General features: G+C 56.1%; 23 protein-coding genes. 12 read left to right on the forward strand and 11 right to left on the reverse strand.

Features of this window, described 5'->3' with window-relative positions; all coding sequences use genetic code 11:
- Window positions 1–2: 2 nt before the first annotated feature.
- Window positions 3–737, forward strand: a complete 735-nt coding sequence (gene rlmB / locus DEO48_RS15975; RefSeq protein ID WP_028015258.1) for a 23S rRNA (guanosine(2251)-2'-O)-methyltransferase RlmB — start codon at window positions 3–5, stop codon at window positions 735–737.
- A 78-nt stretch (window positions 738–815) separates the two neighbouring features.
- On the opposite strand, the gene DEO48_RS15980 is transcribed toward rlmB, so the two are convergent.
- Window positions 816–2090 carry an MFS transporter gene (locus DEO48_RS15980; protein WP_109845706.1) on the reverse strand — a complete coding sequence of 425 codons (1275 nt, stop codon included), beginning with the start codon at window positions 2088–2090 and terminating at the stop codon, window positions 816–818.
- Window positions 2091–2283: 193 nt separating this feature from the next.
- On the opposite strand from DEO48_RS15980, the gene DEO48_RS15985 reads away from it, so the two are divergent.
- Window positions 2284–3906, forward strand: a complete 1623-nt coding sequence (locus DEO48_RS15985; protein ID WP_109845707.1) for an isovaleryl-CoA dehydrogenase — start codon at window positions 2284–2286, stop codon at window positions 3904–3906.
- Here the strand turns inward: DEO48_RS15985 and DEO48_RS15990 are convergent.
- From DEO48_RS15990 to bsmA, 3 genes are all read right to left on the reverse strand, one after another.
- Window positions 3903–5834 carry a methyl-accepting chemotaxis protein gene (locus DEO48_RS15990; protein ID WP_109845708.1) on the reverse strand — a complete coding sequence of 644 codons (1932 nt, stop codon included), beginning with the start codon at window positions 5832–5834 and terminating at the stop codon, window positions 3903–3905. The genes DEO48_RS15985 and DEO48_RS15990 overlap by 4 nt on opposite strands.
- A 172-nt stretch (window positions 5835–6006) precedes the next feature.
- The gene (gene yjfN, locus DEO48_RS15995) at window positions 6007–6294 is read right to left on the reverse strand and encodes a DUF1471 family protease activator YjfN (protein WP_032645202.1); all 288 of its coding nucleotides are present in this window, start codon (window positions 6292–6294) and stop codon (window positions 6007–6009) included.
- Window positions 6295–6430: 136 nt separating this feature from the next.
- A complete protein-coding gene (gene bsmA, locus DEO48_RS16000) occupies window positions 6431–6760 on the reverse strand; it encodes a biofilm peroxide resistance protein BsmA (protein WP_109845709.1) in 330 nt (109 codons plus the stop codon).
- Window positions 6761–6897: 137 nt separating this feature from the next.
- Between bsmA and yjfP the strand changes: the two genes are divergently transcribed.
- Entirely contained in the window at window positions 6898–7620 is a 723-nt protein-coding gene (gene yjfP / locus DEO48_RS16005; protein ID WP_109845710.1) for an esterase, read from the forward strand.
- 169 nt (window positions 7621–7789) lie between these two features.
- Here the strand turns inward: yjfP and yjfY are convergent, their stop codons facing one another.
- Window positions 7790–8065 carry a DUF1471 family protein YjfY gene (gene yjfY / locus DEO48_RS16010; RefSeq protein WP_029740378.1) on the reverse strand — a complete coding sequence of 92 codons (276 nt, stop codon included), beginning with the start codon at window positions 8063–8065 and terminating at the stop codon, window positions 7790–7792.
- Between the two features lie 341 nt (window positions 8066–8406).
- Between yjfY and rpsF the strand changes: the two genes are divergently transcribed.
- The 4 genes from rpsF to rplI are packed head-to-tail and all read left to right on the forward strand — an operon-like array spanning window position 8407 to window position 9846.
- A complete protein-coding gene (gene rpsF / locus DEO48_RS16015) occupies window positions 8407–8802 on the forward strand; it encodes a 30S ribosomal protein S6 (protein WP_014068637.1) in 396 nt (131 codons plus the stop codon).
- 6 nt (window positions 8803–8808) lie between these two features.
- Window positions 8809–9123, forward strand: a complete 315-nt coding sequence (priB, locus tag DEO48_RS16020) for a primosomal replication protein N (RefSeq protein WP_008502895.1) — start codon at window positions 8809–8811, stop codon at window positions 9121–9123.
- 4 nt (window positions 9124–9127) lie between these two features.
- A complete protein-coding gene (gene rpsR, locus DEO48_RS16025) occupies window positions 9128–9355 on the forward strand; it encodes a 30S ribosomal protein S18 (protein WP_000135199.1) in 228 nt (75 codons plus the stop codon).
- Window positions 9356–9396: 41 nt separating this feature from the next.
- Window positions 9397–9846 (forward strand): 50S ribosomal protein L9, encoded by a 450-nt coding sequence (gene rplI / locus DEO48_RS16030; protein ID WP_023310148.1) that lies wholly within the window; start codon window positions 9397–9399, stop codon window positions 9844–9846.
- Between the two features lie 67 nt (window positions 9847–9913).
- Here the strand turns inward: rplI and DEO48_RS16035 are convergent, their stop codons facing one another.
- Complete coding sequence (locus tag DEO48_RS16035; protein ID WP_109845711.1) at window positions 9914–10558, reverse strand: OapA family protein; 645 nt, start codon at window positions 10556–10558, stop codon at window positions 9914–9916.
- A 233-nt stretch (window positions 10559–10791) separates the two neighbouring features.
- Here DEO48_RS16035 and fklB point away from each other — a divergent pair, with 233 nt between their 5' ends.
- Together fklB and cycA are read left to right on the forward strand one after the other, a co-directional pair.
- The gene (fklB, locus tag DEO48_RS16040; RefSeq protein ID WP_008502892.1) at window positions 10792–11412 is read left to right on the forward strand and encodes an FKBP-type peptidyl-prolyl cis-trans isomerase; all 621 of its coding nucleotides are present in this window, start codon (window positions 10792–10794) and stop codon (window positions 11410–11412) included.
- Window positions 11413–11723: 311 nt separating this feature from the next.
- Window positions 11724–13133 (forward strand): D-serine/D-alanine/glycine transporter, encoded by a 1410-nt coding sequence (gene cycA, locus DEO48_RS16045; RefSeq protein ID WP_063440647.1) that lies wholly within the window; start codon window positions 11724–11726, stop codon window positions 13131–13133.
- Window positions 13134–13229: 96 nt separating this feature from the next.
- Here the strand turns inward: cycA and ytfE are convergent, their stop codons facing one another.
- A complete protein-coding gene (gene ytfE / locus DEO48_RS16050) occupies window positions 13230–13892 on the reverse strand; it encodes an iron-sulfur cluster repair protein YtfE (protein WP_109845712.1) in 663 nt (220 codons plus the stop codon).
- Between the two features lie 243 nt (window positions 13893–14135).
- On the opposite strand from ytfE, the gene DEO48_RS16055 reads away from it, so the two are divergent.
- Window positions 14136–15785 carry a methyl-accepting chemotaxis protein gene (locus DEO48_RS16055; protein WP_109845713.1) on the forward strand — a complete coding sequence of 550 codons (1650 nt, stop codon included), beginning with the start codon at window positions 14136–14138 and terminating at the stop codon, window positions 15783–15785.
- Between the two features lie 79 nt (window positions 15786–15864).
- Here the strand turns inward: DEO48_RS16055 and DEO48_RS16060 are convergent, their stop codons facing one another.
- The 3 genes from DEO48_RS16060 to DEO48_RS16070 form a co-directional block, all read right to left on the reverse strand.
- Window positions 15865–16830, reverse strand: coding sequence for a DMT family transporter (locus DEO48_RS16060; RefSeq protein WP_023310153.1), 966 nt, complete (start codon window positions 16828–16830; stop codon window positions 15865–15867).
- Window positions 16831–16905: 75 nt separating this feature from the next.
- Complete coding sequence (locus DEO48_RS16065; protein WP_109845714.1) at window positions 16906–17730, reverse strand: AraC family transcriptional regulator; 825 nt, start codon at window positions 17728–17730, stop codon at window positions 16906–16908.
- A gap of 48 nt (window positions 17731–17778) precedes the next feature.
- Window positions 17779–18822, reverse strand: a complete 1044-nt coding sequence (locus DEO48_RS16070) for a GlxA family transcriptional regulator (protein WP_234651718.1) — start codon at window positions 18820–18822, stop codon at window positions 17779–17781.
- A gap of 413 nt (window positions 18823–19235) precedes the next feature.
- Here DEO48_RS16070 and DEO48_RS16075 point away from each other — a divergent pair, with 413 nt between their 5' ends.
- Complete coding sequence (locus DEO48_RS16075; protein WP_309136824.1) at window positions 19236–20897, forward strand: beta-ketoacyl synthase; 1662 nt, start codon at window positions 19236–19238, stop codon at window positions 20895–20897.
- An 85-nt stretch (window positions 20898–20982) separates the two neighbouring features.
- On the opposite strand, the gene DEO48_RS16080 is transcribed toward DEO48_RS16075, so the two are convergent.
- Complete coding sequence (locus DEO48_RS16080) at window positions 20983–21831, reverse strand: SDR family oxidoreductase (RefSeq protein WP_109845716.1); 849 nt, start codon at window positions 21829–21831, stop codon at window positions 20983–20985.
- Window positions 21832–21915: 84 nt separating this feature from the next.
- Here DEO48_RS16080 and DEO48_RS16085 point away from each other — a divergent pair, with 84 nt between their 5' ends.
- Window positions 21916–22302: a helix-turn-helix domain-containing protein gene (locus tag DEO48_RS16085; RefSeq protein ID WP_023331869.1), complete on the forward strand. Its 387-nt coding sequence runs from the start codon at window positions 21916–21918 to the stop codon at window positions 22300–22302.
- Window positions 22303–22324: the final 22 nt, after the last annotated feature.

The raw sequence follows: 22324 nt of genomic DNA on the forward strand, positions 1-22324 counted from the left end.
CAATGAGTGAAATGATTTACGGCATCCACGCGGTGCAGGCCCTTCTCGAGCGCGCACCGGAGCGTTTTCAGGAAGTGTTTATTCTGAAAGGGCGTGAAGATAAGCGTCTGATGCCGCTGATCCACGCGCTGGAAGCGCAGGGCGTGGTGATTCAGCTGGCGAACCGCCAGTTCCTGGATGAGAAAAGCGAAGGTGCGGTGCACCAGGGGATCATTGCCCGCGTGAAGCCGGGTCGTCAGTATCAGGAAAACGATCTGCCGGATCTGATCGCTGAGCTCGAGAATCCGTTCTTCCTGATCCTCGACGGCGTTACCGATCCGCACAACCTCGGCGCGTGCCTGCGCAGCGCCGATGCGGCGGGCGTGCACGCGGTGATCGTGCCGAAAGATCGCTCCGCGCAGCTGAACGCGACGGCGAAGAAGGTGGCCTGCGGCGCGGCGGAAAACGTTCCGCTGATCCGCGTGACCAACCTCGCGCGCACCATGCGTCTGCTGCAGGAAGAGAATATCTGGATCGTCGGTACCGCCGGTGAAGCGGATCATACTCTGTACCAGAGCAAAATGACCGGCCGTCTGGCGCTGGTGATGGGTGCGGAAGGCGAAGGCATGCGTCGTCTCACCCGCGAGCACTGCGACGAGCTGATCAGCATACCGATGGCGGGCAGCGTGTCGTCCCTGAACGTTTCCGTTGCGACGGGCATCTGCCTGTTTGAAGCGGTGCGTCAGCGCGGAGAATAAACAGCAAGGCCGTCCACAGGACGGCCTTTTGTGTTTTCTCCCTCTCCCCGTGGGAGAGGGTACCAGACGTTGACAACCTCACTCCTCTAACGACCGCAAATGGTCGTCCTTCCTCAGCGTCATCAGCGAGAAAATACTCACTACCGCCGTCGCCATCACGTAATACGCCGGAATATCCAGGTTGCCCGTCTGCTTAATCAGCCCGGTAATGATTAGCCCTGCGCATCCCGAGAAAATCGCGTTCGACAACGAGTAGGCCAGCCCCAGCCCCGTATAGCGCACGCGCGTCGGGAACATCTCAGACAGCATCGCCGGGCCCGGCCCCGCCAGCATGCCCACCAGACCGCCCGCAATCAACACCACACCAGCCTTCACCGCCAGCGTACTCGACTCCGCCTGCAGGATTTTCAGCAGCGGAAGGGCGAGGATCAGCAGCAGCGCGGTGGCGATAATCATCACCGTGCGGCGTCCGATCCGGTCGCTCAGGATCCCCGACGGAATAATGGTCAGCGCAAAACCAATATTCGAAATCACCGCTATCAACAGCGCCTGGTTAAACCCGGTGTGCAGCGCCGACTGCAGATAGGTCGGCATAATCACCAGGTAGGTGTACCCCGCCGCAGACCAGACCATTACGCGCCCAATCCCCATCACGATGGCCCGGAGCGTAGCGGCAGTATCCGCCTGAGCGACAGCCGGTTTATCCTGCTGCTGCACAAAGCTGGGCGTCTCTTCCATGCTGACGCGAAGCCACAGCGCCACAACGCCCATAGGCAGCGCCAGGAAGAACGGAATGCGCCAGCCCCAGTCGTGCAATGCCTCCGGCGTGAGAAGGGCGGAGAGCAGCGCCACGATGCCTGCGCCCGCCAGCAGCCCCAGCGCCACCGTAAAGGACTGCCACGCGCCATAGAGCCCACGCTTGCCGCGCGGGGCGAACTCCGTCATCAGCGAGACCGCACCGCCGTACTCGCCGCCCGCGAACAGCCCCTGCAGGATGCGCAGCAGCGTAATAATCAGCGGCGCGGCAATCCCGATGCTGGCGTAGACCGGCACGATGCCGATGGCGGCGGTAGCGAGCGTCATCAGTACCAGCACGATGATTAGCGTCGGCTTACGGCCAATCCGGTCGCCGATGCGGCCAAACACCACCGCACCCAGCGGGCGGAAGAAGAAGGCGATGGCAAACGAGGCGTAGGTGAGGATCAGGCTGGTCAGCCCCGCCTCTCCTTCAAGCTGGAAGAAGTTTTTCGCAATGACGGTCGCCAGAAAACCGTAGACCGCAAACTCATACCACTCGATAAAGTTACCAATGGAGCCTGCAATTAATGCTCGCTTGTGCGCGTCCGGTTGCATAACGATCCTCACTGAAAAGGGTAAGAATAAATTATTCAACAAAAACGAAGTCATGAAATAGTTTATTCTTATGTTCTGTGAGCTATTTCACGAATGATATCAGCGGGATCGTGAACGTGTGACTCCCCTCCCATGCAGCGCGTGCGCGGTCTGTCCATACTTATCGTCATTGCCACTGAAGGAGGGAGACAGCATGCACTGGCAGACCCACACCGTTTTCAATCAACCTGCACCGCTTTCCAACAGCAACCTTTTCCTCTCGGACTGCGCCCTGCGCGATGCGGTCGCGCGTGAAGGGGCCGAGTGGGATATTGAGCTGCTCGCCAGCATCGGCCAGCAGCTGGGTACGGCGGAATCACTGGAGCTGGGCAGGCTGGCAAACGTTAATCCGCCCGAGCTGTTACGCTATGACGCCACGGGCGAGCGGCTGGACGACGTGCGTTTTCATCCGGCCTGGCATCTGCTGATGCAGGGGCTTTGCGCCAACCGCGTGCATAACCTGGCGTGGGAAGAGGAGGCGCGTAAAGGGGCGTTTGTCGCTCGGGCCGCGCGCTTTGTGCTGCATGCGCAGGTGGAGGCGGGCACGCTGTGCCCTGTCACCATGACGTTTGCCGCCACGCCGCTGCTGCAGCAGGCGCTCCCCAAAATATTTCACGACTGGCTGACGCCGCTGCTCAGCGATCGCTACGATCCGCATCTGGCCCCCGGCGCGCAAAAGCGCGGCCTGCTGATCGGTATGGGGATGACGGAAAAGCAGGGCGGCTCGGACGTGCTCAGCAATACCACCAAAGCGGAAAAATGCAGCGACGGCAGCTACCGGCTGGTGGGGCATAAATGGTTTTTCTCCGTCCCGCAAAGCGATGCGCATCTGGTGCTGGCCCAGGCGAAGGGCGGGCTGTCCTGCTTTTTTGTGCCGCGCTTTTTGCCTGACGGACAGCGCAACGCCGTCCGGCTGGAGCGCCTCAAGGACAAGCTCGGGAACCGCTCCAACGCCAGCAGCGAGGTGGAGTTTCTTGATGCCTCCGGCTGGCTGCTGGGGGAAGAGGGCGAAGGGGTACGGCAGATCCTCAAAATGGGCGGTCTGACGCGATTTGACTGCGCGCTGGGCAGCCACGGACTGATGCGCCGTGCGCTGTCCGTGGCGCTGTACCATGCCCACCAGCGTCAGACCTTCGGCAAAAATCTTATCGATCAGCCGCTCATGCGCGAAGTGCTAAGCCGGATGGCGCTGGTGCTGGAGGGGCAAACGGCGCTGCTGTTCCGCCTGGCGCGGGCGTGGGATAAACGCGCGGATCCGCAGGAGGCGGCATGGGCGCGGCTGTTTACCCCGGCCGCGAAATTTAGCGTGTGCAAAGCGGGCATCCCGTTTGTCGCTGAGGCGATGGAGGTGCTGGGCGGGATCGGATATTGCGAAGAGAGCGAACTTCCCCGCCTGTACCGTGAGATGCCGGTGAACAGCATCTGGGAAGGGTCAGGAAATATCATGTGTCTGGACGTTCTGCGCGTGCTGGCGAAGCAGCCGGGTATTCACGACCTGCTTGCCGACGAGTTTGCGCAGGTGAAAGGGCAGGACAGACACTTCGATCGCAGCTGGCGACAGCTTCAGCAAAAACTGCGTAAACCGCAGGAGGCGCAGGGGCGGGAGATCGCGCAGCAGCTTTTCCTGCTGGGTGCCGGAAGCCAGATGCTGCGGCATGCGTCGCCCCCGGTGGCGCAGGCGTGGTGCCGCATGATGCTGGATACCCGTGGCGGCACGCTGATGAGCGAGCAGGTGCAAAGTGACCTGCTGCTGCGTGCGACGGGCAGAGTCGGTTAGCCTTTTAGCTGGAACAGACTCACCAGCTGGGCCAGATGTGATCCCTTCTCGCGCAGCGTTTGAGCCGTTTGTTCGCTGCGTGAGATACGATCGGCATTGATATGCGACGCTTCGCCAATGTGGGTCATGGCGAGATTAACCTGGCCAATTCCTGCGGACTGCTCGCGTGAGGCATGGTTAATCTCGGTGACCAGCTGGCTGATGTTATCGATATGAATGATGATGTCATCCATCGCCAGGCGGGTCTTTTCAGACAGCGCATGGCCCTCACTCACTTTTCTGAGCGTATCGCCAATCAGCTGTTCAATCTCCTTCACCGCGTTAGCGCTGCGTCCCGCCAGGGCGCGAACTTCCTGCGCGACTACCGCAAACCCTTTTCCGTGCTCACCCGCGCGGGCCGCTTCCACTGCCGCATTCAGCGCCAGAATATTGGTCTGGAAAGCGATGGATTCGATCACGCGCGTGATGTCTTCGATGCGTTTTGACGCTTCGCGAATATCGTCCATGGTCGATACCGCGTGGGTGACCGTCTCACCGCCCTGATGGACCGCGAGCGAGGTTTCACCGACCAGCTGCTGCGTTTGCTCCATGTTGGCGGCATTTTGCTGCACGGTGGCGGCCAGCTGCTCCATGCTGGCGGAGGTCTCTTCCACGCTGCTCGCCTGCTTGTTGATCTGCTCTGAAATCTCGCCGGTGTCGGCGGCCAGCGCGTTGGTGCCCAAATGGATCTCGCCAGCGGCCTCGCGGACCTGCAGCACAATTTTTTGCAGGCCGCCGCCGATGCCGTTGATAGCATCGATCAGCTGGCCGACTTCGTCCTGACGCGTCACGGGCAGGCTGGAACGGAGATCCCCTGCGGCATATTGTCTGGCAAGATGGATCACGTTGCGCAGCGGTCGGGTCAGCACGCGGCGAATAATGACCACGAACAGGCCAGCAAAAAGGATGGATAAGACCACGCCGGCCAGCAGGAAGCGATCGCGCATGGCGGTAACGCTTGAGAGCAGCACCGATTTATCCACTTCGCCCACGATAGTCCAGTTCCAGCCCGGCAGCGGGGTATAGGCCATTTTCAGCGTCCGACCGTCGTCGCTTGTACGCTCCAGCGTGCCGGGTTTGTCACTCTGAAGCTGTTGCTGCGTCGCTGCGTCCCACTTCGGCAGTTTTCCCTCTTCGCCGGCATGGAACAGGTATTGCCCGCGCGTTTTGCCGTTGCTGCGATCCAGCACGAAGAAGTGACCGCTCTCGCCCAGGCGGCGGTTTAGGATTTTCTCGCGCATGACGTTCCAGGAGTGGGTGATGTCCACCCCGACAAAGACGATCGCAATGACCTGCCCTTCGGCGTTTTTAACGGGCTGGTACTGGGTGATGTAGCGTTTGCCAAACAGCAGCGCCAGGCCGCGGTAGACTTCACCTTTGTTGACGGCGGCAAAGGCCGGGCTGGCGTTATCCAGAACGGTACCCATTGCCCGCTCGCCATTCTCTTTGCGCAGGGAAGTGGCTACGCGAACAAAGTCGTTACCGCTGCGTACAAACAGCGTCGAAATGGCTCCTGTACGGTTCAGGAACTCGTCCGAAAGGGTGTTATTTTCATGCAGCCCGGTGTCTCCGCCTTTCAGAAGCGGAACGCGAAGTCCGTTAATCGTCTGGGGTTGGGAATTATCAATGTTCAGGGGCTGCGGTAAAAAGGTGGTGAACAGACGGGTATAGCTCTCAACCTCTTCACTCAGGCTGGTATTAAACATCTGCACCATGTCGACCATGCCGGTGGACTGATTATGCAGATCTTCGACCGCAAGGGCTTCAAGCTGCTGGCTGGCTTTTTGGCTGAGCAGAAAAGTGAATAGCAGAAACAGTGTGGCGACACTGACGCCAGTTAGCAGCGAGAGTTTCGACCCCAGGCCCGCACGGCGGAAAAAGTTGATCATAAATTGCTCATCATTGAAAAGTTATGGTTCTTCAACGGCAGAGCGGGGATTACGTTTACTGTTTTAATGTAACAAAATGTTATTTAATTGTTCTTTATTGGTTTTATATAAGATAAAAAATTTGCAAAAACGAAAAGCCACTAAAAATAAGTGGCTTTTATCAGGAGGGAGTTTACACGTAGAGAATGGCCTGTACCCGCCAGTGGTCGATATGGTTATCTTCCTGCATCTGGATGATGCGATACCATGAAGCACCCTGCTCATCGGCCTTTAATGCCACGACACGTTCAACGTCTTGCGGGCTCCCCGAGATATTATTCACGGAGATCTGGCCAATTTCATTCAGGCCAGTCACACAATCAGCACTGGCGAATTCTGCTGACTGCGCGGTGGTGCTCAGCAGGCCTGCTGAGAGCAACAGTGAGGTCAAAGCAAGAGTTCGTTTCATCGTCAGCTCCATTTCACAAATATCCGGTATCCGCCGGGCAATCCTTCGCTAATAAACTCCCTTCCATTGATGCGGGCGTGGAGTTTATTGTGGACAGGAAAATGTCTATGGACGCAAAGCAGTGTAAATCTCGTTCAAAGGAAAACCATTATTTGCGGTACAAAATGGCCTGTGAGTACCACTGTCCCGTTATGATGGTTTCGTCGATCATAATGATGACGTAATAATCTGCTTTGACGGCGACGGCCTGTGCTTTTATTGCCGATTCTGCGTCATCCGGAGAGCCGCGAACCAGCGCGGAGATGGTGCCCATTCGTTGTAATCCTTCCGTCTGATTACGACGAATCTCCTGTGGATGATCGGCGACCGGTGGAGCGGGTTGCGGCGTTCCCTGCAGCGCGCTACAGCCACTCAGCAGAAACACCAGCAATAAAGCAGCAAACCTGCGCATAACCATATCTCGTTTCCTGATAGCCATAGTGTAGTTGTCTGTGAATTTAGTTTTGGGGGAATGTTCCCGAAGTGTTATCTGGGACGTATATTTCGAATGAAAATGACGCGAAAGCGTAACCCAGTTCTCAACATTATGAATCATAGATTCGCACAGGGTCGACAATGATTGAAATTGAAATACGCCACCTCGGCGACCATGAAGTTTTACACGCGATGCCAGAGGGTAAACGTGATAAACCGCTGCCTGTTGTGGTTTTTTATCATGGGTTTACCTCATCGAAGCTGGTTTACAGTTATTTTGCGGTAGCGCTGGCGCAGGCGGGTTTTCGCGTGGTGATGCCAGATGCACCCGACCACGGCGCACGCTTTACGGGTAATGAACAGGCGCGGCTGGGGCAGTTCTGGCACATTCTGCACGGGAGTCTGACCGAGTTTTCCGGGCTGCGCGATGCGCTTTATGAGGCAGGGCTGGTGGCCGACAATCGTCTGGCGGTAGCCGGGGCATCGATGGGCGGTATGACGGCGCTGGGGATTATGACGCATCATCCTGAAGTGAAGTCTGTCGCCTGTCTGATGGGCTCGGGCTACTTTACTTCGCTGGCGAAGACCCTTTTTCCCCCTCAGGATTTAACGGAAATGACCGCGACGCTGGCAGAGTGGGAAGTGACCCGGGCATTGCCGCGCGTGGCCGATCGCCCGCTGCTGCTGTGGCACGGTGACGCGGATGATGTGGTCCCGCCTGAGGGAACCTTCCGTCTGCAGCAGGCGTTAATGAATGAAGGGCTGGACGGTAATCTGACCTGCCTGTGGGAACCGGGCGTCCGCCACCGCATCACGCCAACGGCGCTCGACGCCACGGTGGCGTTTTTCCGCCAGCACCTGTAAACGCGCAGGACTTTGATGTCCATATCTTCCCGCTTATGGAGGATCTCTGAGGGGCTATTTTACCGGTAGTATTTCGGAGCCATTCACAAAAAAAAGCCCCCGGGCAGGGGGCAACGTCATCTATGGCTATGTTCTCGTTGTTGGCTTTCCTGGTGCTAGCGTTAAAGCGTTATCGGTAAATATCTGCACTGGCGTGCATGTTGCCGTTGCTGCCGGGCTCACGGGTTAACATCACGTGGTAATAGGTTGCGCCCTGCGCATCGGTTTCTGCGTTTAATGCCTGATCTGCTTCACTTTCCGTGGCGAAATTATGATTGATGTAAATTACGCCCAAGCTTTGCACATCATCCATGTTTCTGGCCTGTCGGCTGTCTATCTTAATGGCTGCCATCGCGTTTGCACTGAGCAAAAGCGCCGCCATTATGGCTAATGCGATTTTTTTCATGATATGCGCTCCACGACTACGTGCTGCGAGAGGGGGGATGCTCCTTCTTTAATTCAGGCGATCTCTGATTAAAGTGTAATCACTCATCCGGCGGGGATGCGTGACCATTTCTGATGCAGTTGTTCAAAAAAACAACGCTTCCGGGTGTGACCAATTTTAAATCACCCACTTAGACCCGCTTCGCGCTTTGTGCGAATTATTTGTGCAATCAGCTTGAGTTTCCAGGGGCGCGCAAGTATTATGACGCGTCAATTTTTCAGCCGACCTTTAACACGTTCCTTGCCTCCCCGGGCCTCGGCTGACCCAGACAGGAGGCTGAATAATCCGTAAGGAGCAATTCGATGCGTCATTACGAAATCGTTTTTATGGTCCATCCTGACCAGAGCGAACAGGTTCCGGGTATGATCGAGCGTTACTCTGCTGCCATCACTGGTGCAGAAGGTACGATCCACCGTCTGGAAGACTGGGGCCGCCGTCAGCTGGCTTACCCGATCAACAAACTGCACAAAGCACACTACGTTCTGATGAACGTTGAAGCGCCGCAGGAAGTGATCGATGAGCTGGAAACTACCTTCCGCTTCAACGATGCCGTTATCCGCAGCATGGTTATGCGTACCAAAAACGCAGTTACCGAAGCATCTCCGATGGTTAAAGCGAAAGACGAGCGCCGTGAGCGTCGCGATGATTTCGCAAACGAAACCGCAGATGATTCTGATGCTGGGGATTCTGAAGAGTAATTTCTGATGACCAACCGTCTGGCGTTGTCCGGCATCGTATGCAGGGCTCCCCTTCGAAAGGTCAGTCCATCAGGAATTCCGCATTGCCAGTTCGTGCTTGAGCATCGTTCTGTGCAAGAGGAAGCCGGGTTTCACCGGCAGGCGTGGTGCCAAATGCCCGTTATTATTAGCGGACACGAAAACCAGGCCATTACTCACAGTTTAACGGTCGGTAGCGCAGTAATCGTTCAGGGGTTCATCTCTTGCCACAAGGCAAAGAACGGCCTGAGCAAAATGGTTCTGCATGCCGAGCAGATTGATTTGATAGATTCTGGAGACTAGCCATATGGCACGTTATTTCCGTCGTCGCAAGTTCTGCCGTTTCACCGCGGAAGGCGTTCAAGAGATCGACTATAAAGATATCGCAACGCTGAAAAACTACATCACCGAAAGCGGTAAGATTGTCCCAAGCCGTATCACCGGTACTCGTGCAAAATACCAGCGTCAGCTGGCTCGCGCTATCAAACGCGCTCGCTACCTGTCCCTGCTGCCGTACACTGATCGTCATCAGTAATCGGGCACGGTCCATTAATACGACTTTAAGAGGATAAGGTAATGCAAGTTATTCTGCTTGATAAAGTAGCAAACCTGGGCAGCCTGGGTGATCAGGTTAACGTTAAAGCGGGTTACGCACGTAACTTCCTGGTTCCACAGGGTAAAGCTGTTCCAGCTACCAAGAAAAACGTAGAGTTTTTCGAAGCACGTCGCGCTGAACTGGAAGCCAAACTGGCTGACGTTCTGGCGGCTGCTAACGCTCGCGCTGAAGCAATCAACGCACTGGGCACCGTTACCATCGCGTCTAAATCAGGCGACGAAGGTAAACTGTTCGGTTCCATCGGTACCCGCGATATCGCTGATGCAGTTTCTGCAGCAGGCGTTAAAGTGGCTAAGAGCGAAGTTCGTCTGCCGAACGGCGTTCTGCGTACCACTGGTGAGCACGAAGTTGACTTCCAGGTTCACAGCGAAGTGTTCGCTAAACTGGTTGTTAACGTTGTAGCTGAGTAATTTTTTACTCTGCTCACGTTGAAACGCCGGCCTTGTGCCGGCGTTTTGCTTTTTACAGATCCGGGTCTTAACGCGCCCTGATGAAACTGCCGTCTGGCTGGCGGGTAAACAGTACCTGTTGCCCATTTCCCGTATCAATCGTTAACCCTGTCACCACCCCGCTGGCATTCTGGCGAATCTGTACCATCTGTCCATTCTGCAGGTTACTGAGCGGTTTACCCGCACCTTCCACCTTCGCCATGGCATACACGTCGGTTGGCGGCAGGTTGTGGTCGCGGAACAGCTGTGCCAGCGTTTTGCCCGGCTCTACGCGATAGGAACGCCACTGTTGCTCAATGCCGGTAGGCTGTTGCGTCTGAGGCTGAGACGGGGCGGCGGCTTGATCCTGCGGCTGTTCATCCTGAATGGGCTCTGGCTCAACCGGCGCGACCTGACCCGGATCGTTAGACGGGGTCACAAGCTGCGTTTGCATCGGCTGTGCGTCAGGCTGCGGCCGCGTCTGCGACTGAATGTCCAGTTGAGCATTGCGGGTCACGGGTGCGGTATCGACATCATCGCCCCCGGAAGGAAGCAGGAAGCCCACGATCATCATCAGCGCGCCGATGATGATCCCTCTGCGATGCAGAGGAGGCAGCGGGTCCATGATGCGAAAATTGTCCGGCGCCTGCCAGATTTTCGCCAGGGTAGGTTTCAGTTCAAATCGCCCGGGCATGGCACTCCTCCTGCTCCGCGTATTTTTTATCCTGTGCCCCGAAGTATAGTTTGCTAACTGCCTGAACGGCGTAGTAAACCCGACATCCGTGACATCAGTTCGGGATTAATCCTGGTTATCTCTATTGTTTCTGTTTCGTCGCGGTTTGTCACCTTAACTTCAGACAAAGTTTTACCCATAAGGGCATGGCTGATATGCTGCCCGCTACTTTAAATGTGATGGAAGGAAAACCCATGACCACCCCGACTTTTGACACTATCGAAGCGCAGGCAAGTTACGGTATCGGCTTGCAGGTAGGACAGCAGCTGAGCGAATCCGGCCTGGAAGGTCTGTTACCAGAAGCGCTGGTGGCGGGTATCGCTGACGCGCTGGAAGGCAAACAGCCTGCCGTTCCGGTAGACGTTGTGCACCGTGCGCTGCGTGAAATCCACGAACGTGCTGACGCCGTGCGTCGCGCGCGCTTCGAAGAGATGGCGGCCGAAGGTGTGAAATATCTGGAAGAGAACCGTGAGCGTGAAGGCGTGAACAGCACCGAATCCGGTCTGCAGTTCCGCGTGATCAATCAGGGTGACGGCGCAATCCCGGCGCGTACCGACCACGTTCGCGTGCATTACACCGGTAAACTGATCGACGGTACCGTGTTCGACAGCTCCGTGGCGCGCGGCGAACCGGCTGAGTTCCCGGTTAACGGCGTGATCGCTGGCTGGATTGAAGCGCTGACCCTGATGCCAGTGGGTTCCAAATGGGAACTGACTATCCCGCATAACCTGGCCTACGGCGAGCGCGGCGCTGGTGCGTCCATCCCGCCATTCAGCACCCTGGTCTTTGAAGTCGAGCTGCTGGAAATTCTGTAATCGAATTTTCTTATTTCCTCTCCCCGTTTGGGGAGAGGAAAATAGTGCATAAACCTATAGTTACGGTGTTATCAACATTTTATCTTGCAAAAGAAACTGTTGCGTGTATTTTTGTGAGCTGTTTCGCGCTGTATGAGTGATATGACACTCACTTTCAACATATTATTAACATAATATCTAAATCATAGTATTCATCCCGCCGATTCTTACCTAATATCGATAAACCCTTACAGAGGGACCGTCATTTTTTTGACGTTTTTAAAGGCCAGAAGAGCCTTAACAACACAGACAGGCATAAACAGGAAAATTACATGGTAGATCAGGTCAAAGTCGCCGCTACAGAAGAGGCGACGTCTGAACAGTCGCTACGGCGCAATCTCACAAACCGTCATATTCAGCTCATTGCGATTGGGGGTGCCATCGGTACCGGGTTGTTTATGGGGTCAGGCAAAACGATCAGCCTCGCCGGGCCGTCGATCATCTTCGTTTATATGATCATCGGCTTTATGCTCTTCTTCGTGATGCGTGCAATGGGTGAACTGCTACTCTCGAACCTCGAATACAAATCCTTTAGCGACTTCGCTTCTGACCTGCTCGGGCCGTGGGCGGGCTATTTCACCGGCTGGACCTACTGGTTCTGCTGGGTCGTCACCGGTATGGCTGACGTCGTGGCGATTACCGCCTACGCGCAGTTCTGGTTCCCGGGGCTGTCGGACTGGGTCGCCTCGCTGGCGGTCATTGTTCTGCTGCTGAGCCTGAACCTCGCCACCGTTAAAATGTTCGGTGAGATGGAGTTCTGGTTCGCGATGATCAAAATCGTGGCGATTGTCGGGCTTATCGTTGTGGGTCTGGTGATGGTGCTCACCCACTTCCAGTCGCCAACGGGCGTTCAGGCGTCGTTTACCCATCTGTGGAATGACGGCGGCTGGTTCCCGAAAGGCATTAGCGGCTTCTTTGCCGGCTTCCAGATCGCGGTATTTGCGTTCGTGGGCATTGAGCTGGTGGGCACGACGGCAGCGGAGACCAAAGATCCCGAGAAGTCTCTCCCGCGCGCGATTAACTCTATTCCGCTGCGTATCATCATGTTCTACGTCTTCGCGCTGATCGTCATTATGTCCGTGACGCCGTGGAGCTCCGTGGTGCCAACCAAGAGCCCGTTCGTTGAGCTGTTCGTGCTGGTAGGCCTGCCTGCTGCCGCGAGCCTGATTAACTTCGTGGTGCTGACCTCTGCGGCGTCTTCCGCGAACAGCGGCGTGTTCTCCACCAGCCGTATGCTGTTTGGCCTGGCGCAGGAAGGCGTGGCGCCGAGCGCGTTCGCCAAGCTGTCGAAGCGCGCGGTACCGGCAAAAGGGTTGACCTTCTCCTGCATGTGCCTGCTGGGCGGCGTGGTGATGCTCTACGTGAACCCAAGCGTGATTGGCGCGTTCACCATGATTACCACGGTCTCTGCGATCCTGTTTATGTTCGTCTGGACCATCATCCTCTGTTCATACCTGGTGTACCGCAAGAAGCGCCCGCACCTGCATGAAAAATCGATCTACAAGATGCCGCTGGGCAAGCTGATGTGCTGGGTGTGCATGGCGTTCTTCGTCTTCGTGCTGGTTCTGCTGACGCTGGAAGATGATACCCGTCAGGCACTCATCGTCACGCCGCTGTGGTTTATCGCGCTGGGGCTGGGCTGGGTGTTTATCGGTAAGAAACGTATGGCAGGCGTAAGGTAAAAGCAAAACGGCAACTTCGGTTGCCGTTTTTAGTTTTTACACCCTCTCCCCGTGGGAGCGGGCCGGGGTGAGGGCATCAGGCCGCAGCGGCCTTTTTTATTCCCCAGCTAATGCCCGCGGGAACAGAACGTTGTTCTCGAGACTGATGTGTTCCATCAGGTCGTCAATCATCTCGTTAATGCCGTTGTACATCGCTTTCCACGTTGTGCACGCTTCTGGCGGCGGCGTGACGTTGTGGGTGGTGTGTTTGATCACTTCCAGCAGTTCGCCCGCATCATCATGCTCGCTTTCCATCACGCTGATAGGCCCCATCGCCTGGCTTCCCATTCCCTGTTTAATCATCGGGAAGAGGATCTGCTCTTCTTTCATCATGTGGCTGGAAAGCTCTTCGTGCAGCAGGGTCAGGTATTTCGCGAGACCGCGCGGTACGGACGGTTTGTCGGCATGGACGCGCTCAACTTTGGTCGCCTGCAGGATCAGTTCCGGCAGCTGTTCACGGTGACGGTCATGGTATCGCACGATGATATGGTCGATGATTTCAGCGAGCGGGGCGGCTCGCCAGTCTTTGTCGACGGGCTGCTCGGCCAGCTGCGCCAGCTCTGCTTCAATCACCTCAACGTCCAGCTCCTTGCGTGAGGCCGCACGCGCCAGGGTTTGCTTACCGCCGCAGCAGTAATCCATATCGTATTTACGAAACAGCGCAGAAGCGCGAGGAATGGAGAGCGCCAGCTCGCCAAGGGGTTGGTCGCGAAAGGCCATAGCAGTTACCTCGTCATCAATAATATAAGATGTATATTAAATGCATCTTTAAGCCAGCGCTATAACCCTTTAGAGGGAAGGGGGGAAGTGAGATGCAGATCACAAAAAATACCCCGTTTAACTCTCTGAATGGGCTCAGGAAAGTGGTTTAGAAACTTTTTAAAGGTGTAGAAACAGTAAACAACCCGCTGCGCCTGCCGATATATCCACGTCAGACAAACCTGCATATAACAAAGGCAACGCATGTTTAAACGTATAAAAGTCATTACCCTTCTGATTTCGGTGCTGCTTGTGCTCGGCATCATGCAAGTGATTTCCGCGGGTATCTTTATCAACGCGCTGAATAACGATAAAGACAACTTCACCGTGTCGCAGCTCTCCAGCAAGAACGTGGCCGAGTTTACCGATGCGTGGATCAGCCTGAACCAGGCGCGCGTGACGCTGAACCGCGGAATGCTGCGTCTGCAAAGCAGCATGGCCTCTCAGATTAACGGTGGGCAGCTCAATGAGCTGGTCAACACGGCGAAAAATCTGCTCGCCGATGCGCAGGTCCATTTCGATAAATACTATGCCCTGCCAAATACGCCGGGCCTGGACGAGAACCTGGCCAAGCGTCTGGAGGAGCAGTACCGCATTTACTCCTCAACGCTGACGCAAATGAACGTCCTGCTGAGCCAGGGCAATCTGGAAGACATGTTCAAGCAGAACGCGGAGCAAAAGCAGACCGCAATGCAGGCTGTTTACCGTGAATGGCGCGAAGCGCAGGCAACGCTTACCGATAAAGGCATCCAGGACAATGAAAGCGACTACAAGCGCATCCTGTGGATCCTCTCTGCGGTTATGCTGCTGGTGATTGTGGTGATTATCTCCAGCTGGGTAGCCATGCGCCGCGTGCTGCTGCTGCCTCTGGAAGAGGTGATTAACCATATTCGCGCCATTGCGGCGGGGGATTTAACCCAGCCGATTCAGGCTGAAGGTAAGAACGAAATGGCTATCCTGGCGCGCAACGTTCAGGAGATGCAGACCTCGCTGGCGAACACCGTGGGCGTGGTGCGTGAAGGCGCGGATACGATTTACACCGGTGCCGGTGAAATTTCTGCCGGCAGCAACGACCTCTCTTCCCGTACCGAGCAGCAGGCCGCGTCTCTGGAAGAGACGGCAGCCAGCATGGAACAGCTGACGGCAACCGTGAAGCAGAACGCCGATAACGCGCGTCAGGCTTCCCGTCTGGCGCTGGACGCCTCCTCAACGGCGAAGAAGGGCGGTAACGTGGTGGAAGGCGTGGTGCGTACAATGGACGAAATCGCCACCAGCTCCAGTAAAATCGCGCAAATTACTAACGTGATCGACGGAATTGCCTTCCAGACTAACATCCTGGCGCTAAACGCGGCGGTGGAAGCGGCGCGCGCGGGCGAGCAGGGCCGTGGTTTTGCGGTTGTGGCTGGGGAAGTACGCACTCTCGCCCAGCGCAGCGCCCAGGCGGCGAAAGAGATCAAAGCGCTGATCGATGATTCCGGCGAGCGCGTGAACGCGGGCTCCCAGCTGGTTAACGAAGCCGGGGAGACGATGGCGGAGATCGTCAATGCGGTCACCCGCGTCACCGACATTATGGGCGAAATTGCCTCGGCCTCTGACGAGCAGAGCCGCGGTATCGATCAGGTGGGTCAGGCGGTAGCCGAGATGGACCGCGTGACCCAGCAGAACGCCTCGCTGGTAGAGGAGTCTGCGGCCGCGGCGGCGGCGCTGGAAGATCAGGCTGCACGCCTGAACGAAGCGGTGGCGGTGTTCAAAATCACCCGCAACCAGGCGGTCAAAGCGGCGCCGGTGAAAACCTATGTGCCCAAAGTGCAGCCCGTAGCGGCGGCGTCTGAAGGGAACTGGGAAACGTTTTAAGGACTTGCCCGGTGGCGGTTACGCCTTACCGGGCCTACGATTTTGTCGGCCCTGCAAGCGCAGCGCCGCTGGGCAATGCTTACACCTCCGACGCCGGAACGACCCTCGGTTTTTCCGGCTTCGCTCTTACCGCCATCACCACTCCCACCACCAGCAGCGCGATCCCGCAGGCCGTAAATAGCGGCGGCACGCTCTGACGCATCAGGAAGGTATAAAGCAGTCCGGCCAGGGTTTCGAAGACAATCAGCGGCCCTAAAATCACCGTTGGCAGCTTCTGGCTGGCAATGTTCCAGCACAGCGCGCCCACCCATGAGCACAGCACCGCAATCGCAATCATCAGGCCGATAAACACCCAGGGTCTTGGCCCGAAGGGCTGGGCGAAGTCTGGCAGTTGATGGCCTAACCAGATGCACGCCCCGGCATAGCCCACCAGCGAGACGGGCAGCGTGACCAGCGCCTGCGCCGTCGCCCACATCATCGGATGCTTGTCCGGGTTCTCCCGCAGCCAGCGCGCGTTGCGCAGGGCATACCATGCCCAGCACGCTACGGAAATGAACGCCAGCACAATGCCAGAGCCGTAACGCCACAGGTCAACATCCGCCTGCCCGTGACGCAGCTCGGCAATATTGACGCACACCAGCCCCACGGCGGTGCATACCAGCGCCGGCGCCATTTTTGACCACGCCAGTTTGCCATCGCGGTGGCTGTAGAGCAGGTTAGCAAAGACGGGGATGACGACCGGCAGCGTGCCGATAATCATGGTAGATACCGGCGCACCGGTACGCTGAATGGCGCTCGCGAGGCAAACATAATAGATAAGATTGCCCATCATGGTCAGCGCCAGCGCGGTGCCCCAGTCCTGACGGCTGAGCTGACGCAAGCGCGCGCGTCCCAGCCACGCCAGGGGCAGGGCAATCAGCCCCAGCGCCAGATAACGCCCGGTCGACTGCAGTATTGCCGGATACTCGGGCACAATCAGCGGGCCGACAAAAATCAGTCCCCACATCATCCCGGCCAGCAGGGCATACAACACTCCACTAATCATTTTTCCATCCACAGGTATTTACGCTGTATGCAGTGTAGGAGGGGAAAATGCGCGCGTATTGTATGAGGTTGCGCATTAGCGCCGGGTGACCTGCTTCTGGTAGCGCACGGGGGTAATGCCGTAGCGGTGGGTAAACGCGCGGGTTAAATGAGACTGGTCGGTCAGTCCGGTTGCGGCGGCGACCTCTGCCGCAGGCATGCCGTGGGTGAGGAACGCTTTGGCACGCCAGAGGCGAATGGCCATCAGCATCTGGTGCGGCGTAACGTGAAAATGGGCTTTGAACTGGCGCTGGAAATGGTACGGGCTGAGCGATACGACGCTTGCCAGCTCGTCCAGCGTCAGGGCGTGCATATAGTTGTCATGCAGATACTCGCGCACGCGTTCGAAGCGGTGCGCGCCCTCCTGAATCACCGGCGCGTGATGGGCCAGCGGCCGGAAGGTCTCAATCAGATCCAGCAGTAATCCTTTTTGCGCAAGCGGATCGTCCGTGTGCCACAGGCCGTAAATGAGCCTGCCGATTTGCTGCGAGCGAAGCGGGTCATGACGCGTGACATCGCTAAACCACCAGTGCCGGAGGCCGGTCACCTCTTCCAGCAGGTCGGGTTCGATATAGACCATCCGGTAGCGCCAGCCGCCTTCGGTGGCGGATTCACCGGTATGGATCTCGTCCGGGTTCATGGTGACGACGGATTTTTCCGCCGCGAGATGCTGAGTACCGCGATAGCGAAAGCGTTCGGCGCCGGTTTCAATCGTGCCGATCCCGAAGGCTTCATGGGTGTGAGGCTCAAAGGCGTAGTCAGAAATATGCGCGTGATAAAGCTCCAGGCCCGGCAGCTGCGCCAGATGGCGAAAGCGCGCGCTGTCTCTTTCATCATTAAACTGTTCCGGTACGCCTTGCACGTTGAGCCTCCTCGTGGTCATCTTTTCATTATCAGAGATGACCGGCGTTTATGCACTAAACATCTTTGCCCGGACGGTCTTACGGTAATCCCCCGGTGAAACCGTGGTTTTATGCTTGAACTGGCGATTAAAGTGCGCAATATCCTGATATCCAACCGCATTTGCAATCTCCTGAATACACAGGTTGGTGGATTGCAGCATTGTCATGGCGGATTCAATTCTGGCGGTTAATAAATACTGCAGAGGGGACATGTCGGTGGCATTTTTAAAGCGGCGATTAAAGTTGCGCAAACTCATGCCAGCCATATGTGCAAGATTCTGCATAGATATATCCGAGGAGCAGTTGGCTTTTATCCAGATTTGAATTTGAACAATATCTTCATCCGGATGGGGTTTGTTTTCTTCACTGTAACACTGGCGATCGAACTGACTCCGAATTTCATGGAAAAATGTCCGTTGAGTATGTGTGGCTACACGTTTCCCGTATATTGTTTCTATAAAATGGATCGTCAGATCTGACAGGGCCTTAACGCTTGCGGCGCAGAAAATATTATCGGCCTGAGTGAGAAAATGCTTTGTCTGTAATTTTACGCTGGGGTAATCGCGCGAGAATTGTTTGAAGTAGTGCCAGTGGGTGGTGGCGGGCTTTCCGTTGAGCAGTCCCGACTCCGCCAGAAAACAGCAGCCTGTTCCGACGGCGGCGATGCGGGTTCCGCGCGCGGCCTGCTCGGTCAGCCATTCCAGAAGTTCAGGCTGTTGTCTGACCACTGCGCGAGGATTGCGCCACAGGGCAGGAAGATAGATAACGTCATAGTATCTGTCTGCGGCAAGTGTAGTATCGGCGGTAATGCTAAAGCCACTGTGCGTCAGGATGGGCTCGCTGTTTATGCCAATGGTATTCACCTTCAGAATATTCTCCGGGCGACAGAGCCTGAAGGGTGACTTCTCCGGTTTGTGCGTGCCTGCGTGGGATGTTGTTTTTTGCTCAGCTAAATAGCTACTGGCTGCCGCTTTCCACATTTCAATCGGAAGACTGAGACCGGAACTTAGCATGCGTTCACATAACACAAATCCTATTTGTGTATTTGTCATTTTTGATTAATACCTGTTTTGACTATTATTTTTGGTAGCTCATCGTTGCCGTGGCCAAAAAAGTCAGCGTTTTGGCTGGATTTTCATATTAGCTTTTGTCGGTGATTTGTAAACTAATATCTGAAATTATCGCACTTACTTAATAAAATAAATCCACGACCACGAGAGAACAAATTATGGTGAAATTACCCGTAATAACGGCTTTTGGCGGCTATGGTCCAGCTGGTCGTAGTTCTTCACATCATGCATTTCGTCGAATGATTATTGAGTCATTATCGGAAAAGGAAAGGCAGGAAACATTATTATCGTTAGCCATTCTGATGGGCATGCTTAAATATGATGAAGGTGGGTATTGCGATATTTCTGGTAAAAGATTCACACTTGCTCAGGCCGCCGCGAGGATAAAAGACGAGGTGCTTGAGGGAACCCTTATCAGAAAAATTACGCGCGACTATTTTGATGTCGATGCTATTGCCAGCCATGCAAAATTGAATATGGCTTCAGGCGAAGAGGGATTAAGTTTTAATATATCTGCCAGGCAATTACCTCAACCCTTACCGGCGGGATGGCACGTTGAAGAATTAGCGGATCGGCGTGTCCGTATTACCGTTCAGGGAGAGATGGACTGCAAAATTGAGGCGCTGCTGCGCACGGAGGTTCAGGCTGCAGGGCTGTTGCCGCAGGGATTCCGTCCGGGCGACCATTACCATTCGCAGTTCCATCCGCGGGCGTTACAGATGGCGATTGTCGGGGCGTCAGACGCCATCAATGCCCTGGGGATCCCGTGGCGAGAGATACAGGCCAAAATCACGCCAGATCAGCTCGGCGTCTATTCGGGCAATATCATGGGGCAGCTCGACGATTATGGCTTTGGCGGAATGCTGCAGTCGCGCCTGAAAGGCCATCGCGTCAGCGCCAAACAGTGCCCGCTGGGCCTGAACAGCATGTGCGCCGATTTCCTCAATGCCTATGTGCTGGGTAGCGTCGGTCATACCAGCGCCACGCTGGGGGCGTGCGCCACGTTTCTGTATAACCTGAATGCGGCAGTCGAAGATATCAAAGCGGGGCGCATTCGCGTAGCCGTCGTTGGCAGCGCCGAAGCGCCGGTTACCTCAGAAGTGATTGAAGGCTTCGATGCCATGGGCGCCCTGGCAACGGAGAGCAAGCTTAAGCACATTGATGAAACGGAAACGGCCGACTGGCGCAGCAGCAGCCGCCCGTTTGGCAACAGCTGCGGTTTTGTTATCGCAGAATCCAGCCAGTATGTTGTGTTAATGGACGACGAGCTGGCGCTGCAGCTTGGCGCAGAGATCCACGGTTCGGTGGGGAATGTCTTCATCAACGCTGACGGCTTTAAACGTTCTATTGCGTCGCCGGGGCCGGGGAACTACCTCACCATGGCGAAAGCCGTAGCCTCTGCGGTATCGATGGCCGGGATAGAGACGGTGCAGAAGGGATCGTTTATTCAGGCGCACGGATCAAGCACGCCGAAGAATTGCGTCTCCGAGGCGGATATTTTTGACCGCGTTGCGCAAGCCTTTTCGATTCGCGACTGGCCGGTGACGGCGGTGAAATCGTATCTCGGCCACTCTCTGGGGCCCGCCAGCGGCGATCAGCTGATCGGCTGCCTCGGCGTATTCCGCTATGGTATTTTGCCGGGAATTAAAAGCGTGTCCCACATCGCGCCGCAGGTGAACAACGCGCGCTTAGCCATTCCTCTTCAGGACTGCAAATTAGAGGAAGACCAGGGGCAAATCGCCTTTATTAATTCAAAAGGCTTTGGCGGGAATAATGCCACGGGGGTGGTTTACTCGCCAAAGCTTACCCATCAATGGTTGCGCAAACGCTATGGGGAAGCGGTGTTTGCGGAATATCAGCAGCGTAACCGCCAGGTGCGACGTCAGGCTAACGCGTACGACCAGGCGGCGTCACAGGGGGAACTGAATGTCATTTATCTGTTCGGACAGCAGGGAATAAATGAGGAAGATATTAAGATTGATATGAATGGCATCACCATTCCCGGATTTGAAAAGCCGATAACGTACGCGACGGATAAACAATACCCGGACTTTTAGTCGTTATATCTGATTTTATTATTAATAAATATGAGCGGGCCGGGTAAGGGAAATTACCCGGCCGCAGGAAAGAACGGTGACACCGTTAAAGAATGGCTTTAATGCTCTGCGCCAGCGGCGTCGTTGCGCGCCCGATTAGTTTGCTCAGCGTATGGCTATCGTCAAAAAGTCCCCCTTTGGACGCGCCCACATCGGAGTCCGCCAGCATATCTGCCAGCCCGGCAGGCAGGCCGACGCTTTTCAGCGCGGCGGCAAAATCCGCTTCACTGAGATTCTGATAGGCTACCGGCTTCCCGCTCTGTTTGCTGAGTTCAGCCGCCAGTTCGCTCAGCGTCCAGCCTTGGTCGCCCGCCAGTTCATATATCTTGCCCGCGTGGCCCTCTTCTGCGATCACTTTCGCTGCCGCCGCGGCATAGTCTGCACGGGTGGCAGAGGCAATTTTGCCTTCGCCTGCCGCACCAATAAACACGCCGTGTTCCAGCGCAGGCGGCGCGCTCGCCAGGTAGTTTTCGGTATACCAGCCGTTGCGCAGCAGGGCATAAGGAATGCCGGACGCCGCCAGCGCTTTTTCAGTGGCAACGTGTTCAACGTGCAGGCCCAGTGGGGAGTTGTCCGCATGCAGCAGGCTGGTGTAGGCGATAAATTTCACGCCAGCCGATTTGGCGGCGTTAATGACGTTCTGGTGCTGGGTTGCGCGCTGGCCGACTTCGCTGGAAGAGATCAGCAGCAGCTTATCCACGCCGCTCAGCGCGGCGGTGAATGCGGCTTCATCCGTGTAGTCCGCCTGACGAACCACAATTCCCTGCTGGCTTAAGGCCTGCGCTTTCGCCGGGTTACGTACGATGGCCACAATCTGGCTGGCCGGTACGGTTTTCAGCAGCTGTTCGATAACGAGATGGCCAAGCTGGCCGGTAGCGCCGGTAATCGCGATCATGATGAATCTCCTTCGTGTTTGTCTGGTGTTGTGGCACACTAGCACCATAGCTAACTTTTAGTAAGTACGTACAAAAAGGTAAGTATGAAAACAACGATACCAACGCTCAGCGAACAAATGCGCGATGGCAATCTTTTCGCGGAGCAGTGCCCTTCACGCGAGGTGCTCAAACACGTCACCAGCCGCTGGGGTGTCCTGATTCTGCTGGCCCTGCGCCAGGGTACGCATCGCTTTAGCGATCTGCGCCGTAAAATGGGCGGGGTGAGCGAAAAGATGTTGTCCCAGTCACTCCAGGCGCTGGAGCAGGACGGGTTTGTCGATCGCGTGTCGTATCCGGTGGTGCCGCCGCACGTAGAGTATAGCCTGACGCCGATGGGGATTGAGGTCAGCGAGAAAGTCGCCGCGCTGGCGGACTGGATTGAGGTGAATACGCCGAAGGTGATGGCGAACAGGGACGATCGTGCGGCGTAAACGCCGGATATGTGCGGCCTGA

It is taken from the genome of Enterobacter sp. CGMCC 5087 (assembly GCF_003144775.1).
Lineage (GTDB): Bacteria > Pseudomonadota > Gammaproteobacteria > Enterobacterales > Enterobacteriaceae > Enterobacter > Enterobacter cloacae_M.

Excerpts from the sequence above, each read along its gene's own strand:
- rpsR (WP_000135199.1), top strand. The coding sequence starts at position 9,128 with ATGGCACGTTATTTCCGTCGTCGCAAGTTCTGCCGTTTCACCGCGGAA.
- DEO48_RS16060 (WP_023310153.1), bottom strand. The coding sequence starts at position 16,830 with ATGATTAGTGGAGTGTTGTATGCCCTGCTGGCCGGGATGATGTGGGGA.
- DEO48_RS16080 (WP_109845716.1), bottom strand. The coding sequence starts at position 21,831 with ATGATCGCGATTACCGGCGCTACCGGCCAGCTTGGCCATCTCGTTATC.
- fklB (WP_008502892.1), top strand. The coding sequence starts at position 10,792 with ATGACCACCCCGACTTTTGACACTATCGAAGCGCAGGCAAGTTACGGT.
- DEO48_RS16055 (WP_109845713.1), top strand. The coding sequence starts at position 14,136 with ATGTTTAAACGTATAAAAGTCATTACCCTTCTGATTTCGGTGCTGCTT.
- rplI (WP_023310148.1), top strand. The coding sequence starts at position 9,397 with ATGCAAGTTATTCTGCTTGATAAAGTAGCAAACCTGGGCAGCCTGGGT.
- rlmB (WP_028015258.1), top strand. The coding sequence starts at position 3 with ATGAGTGAAATGATTTACGGCATCCACGCGGTGCAGGCCCTTCTCGAG.
- DEO48_RS16085 (WP_023331869.1), top strand. The coding sequence starts at position 21,916 with ATGAAAACAACGATACCAACGCTCAGCGAACAAATGCGCGATGGCAAT.
- yjfN (WP_032645202.1), bottom strand. The coding sequence starts at position 6,294 with ATGGAGCTGACGATGAAACGAACTCTTGCTTTGACCTCACTGTTGCTC.
- cycA (WP_063440647.1), top strand. The coding sequence starts at position 11,724 with ATGGTAGATCAGGTCAAAGTCGCCGCTACAGAAGAGGCGACGTCTGAA.
- yjfP (WP_109845710.1), top strand. The coding sequence starts at position 6,898 with ATGATTGAAATTGAAATACGCCACCTCGGCGACCATGAAGTTTTACAC.
- DEO48_RS15985 (WP_109845707.1), top strand. The coding sequence starts at position 2,284 with ATGCACTGGCAGACCCACACCGTTTTCAATCAACCTGCACCGCTTTCC.
- bsmA (WP_109845709.1), bottom strand. The coding sequence starts at position 6,760 with ATGGCTATCAGGAAACGAGATATGGTTATGCGCAGGTTTGCTGCTTTA.
- yjfY (WP_029740378.1), bottom strand. The coding sequence starts at position 8,065 with ATGAAAAAAATCGCATTAGCCATAATGGCGGCGCTTTTGCTCAGTGCA.
- DEO48_RS16070 (WP_234651718.1), bottom strand. The coding sequence starts at position 18,822 with ATGACAAATACACAAATAGGATTTGTGTTATGTGAACGCATGCTAAGT.
- DEO48_RS16035 (WP_109845711.1), bottom strand. The coding sequence starts at position 10,558 with ATGCCCGGGCGATTTGAACTGAAACCTACCCTGGCGAAAATCTGGCAG.
- priB (WP_008502895.1), top strand. The coding sequence starts at position 8,809 with ATGACCAACCGTCTGGCGTTGTCCGGCATCGTATGCAGGGCTCCCCTT.
- DEO48_RS15980 (WP_109845706.1), bottom strand. The coding sequence starts at position 2,090 with ATGCAACCGGACGCGCACAAGCGAGCATTAATTGCAGGCTCCATTGGT.
- rpsF (WP_014068637.1), top strand. The coding sequence starts at position 8,407 with ATGCGTCATTACGAAATCGTTTTTATGGTCCATCCTGACCAGAGCGAA.
- ytfE (WP_109845712.1), bottom strand. The coding sequence starts at position 13,892 with ATGGCCTTTCGCGACCAACCCCTTGGCGAGCTGGCGCTCTCCATTCCT.
- DEO48_RS15990 (WP_109845708.1), bottom strand. The coding sequence starts at position 5,834 with ATGATCAACTTTTTCCGCCGTGCGGGCCTGGGGTCGAAACTCTCGCTG.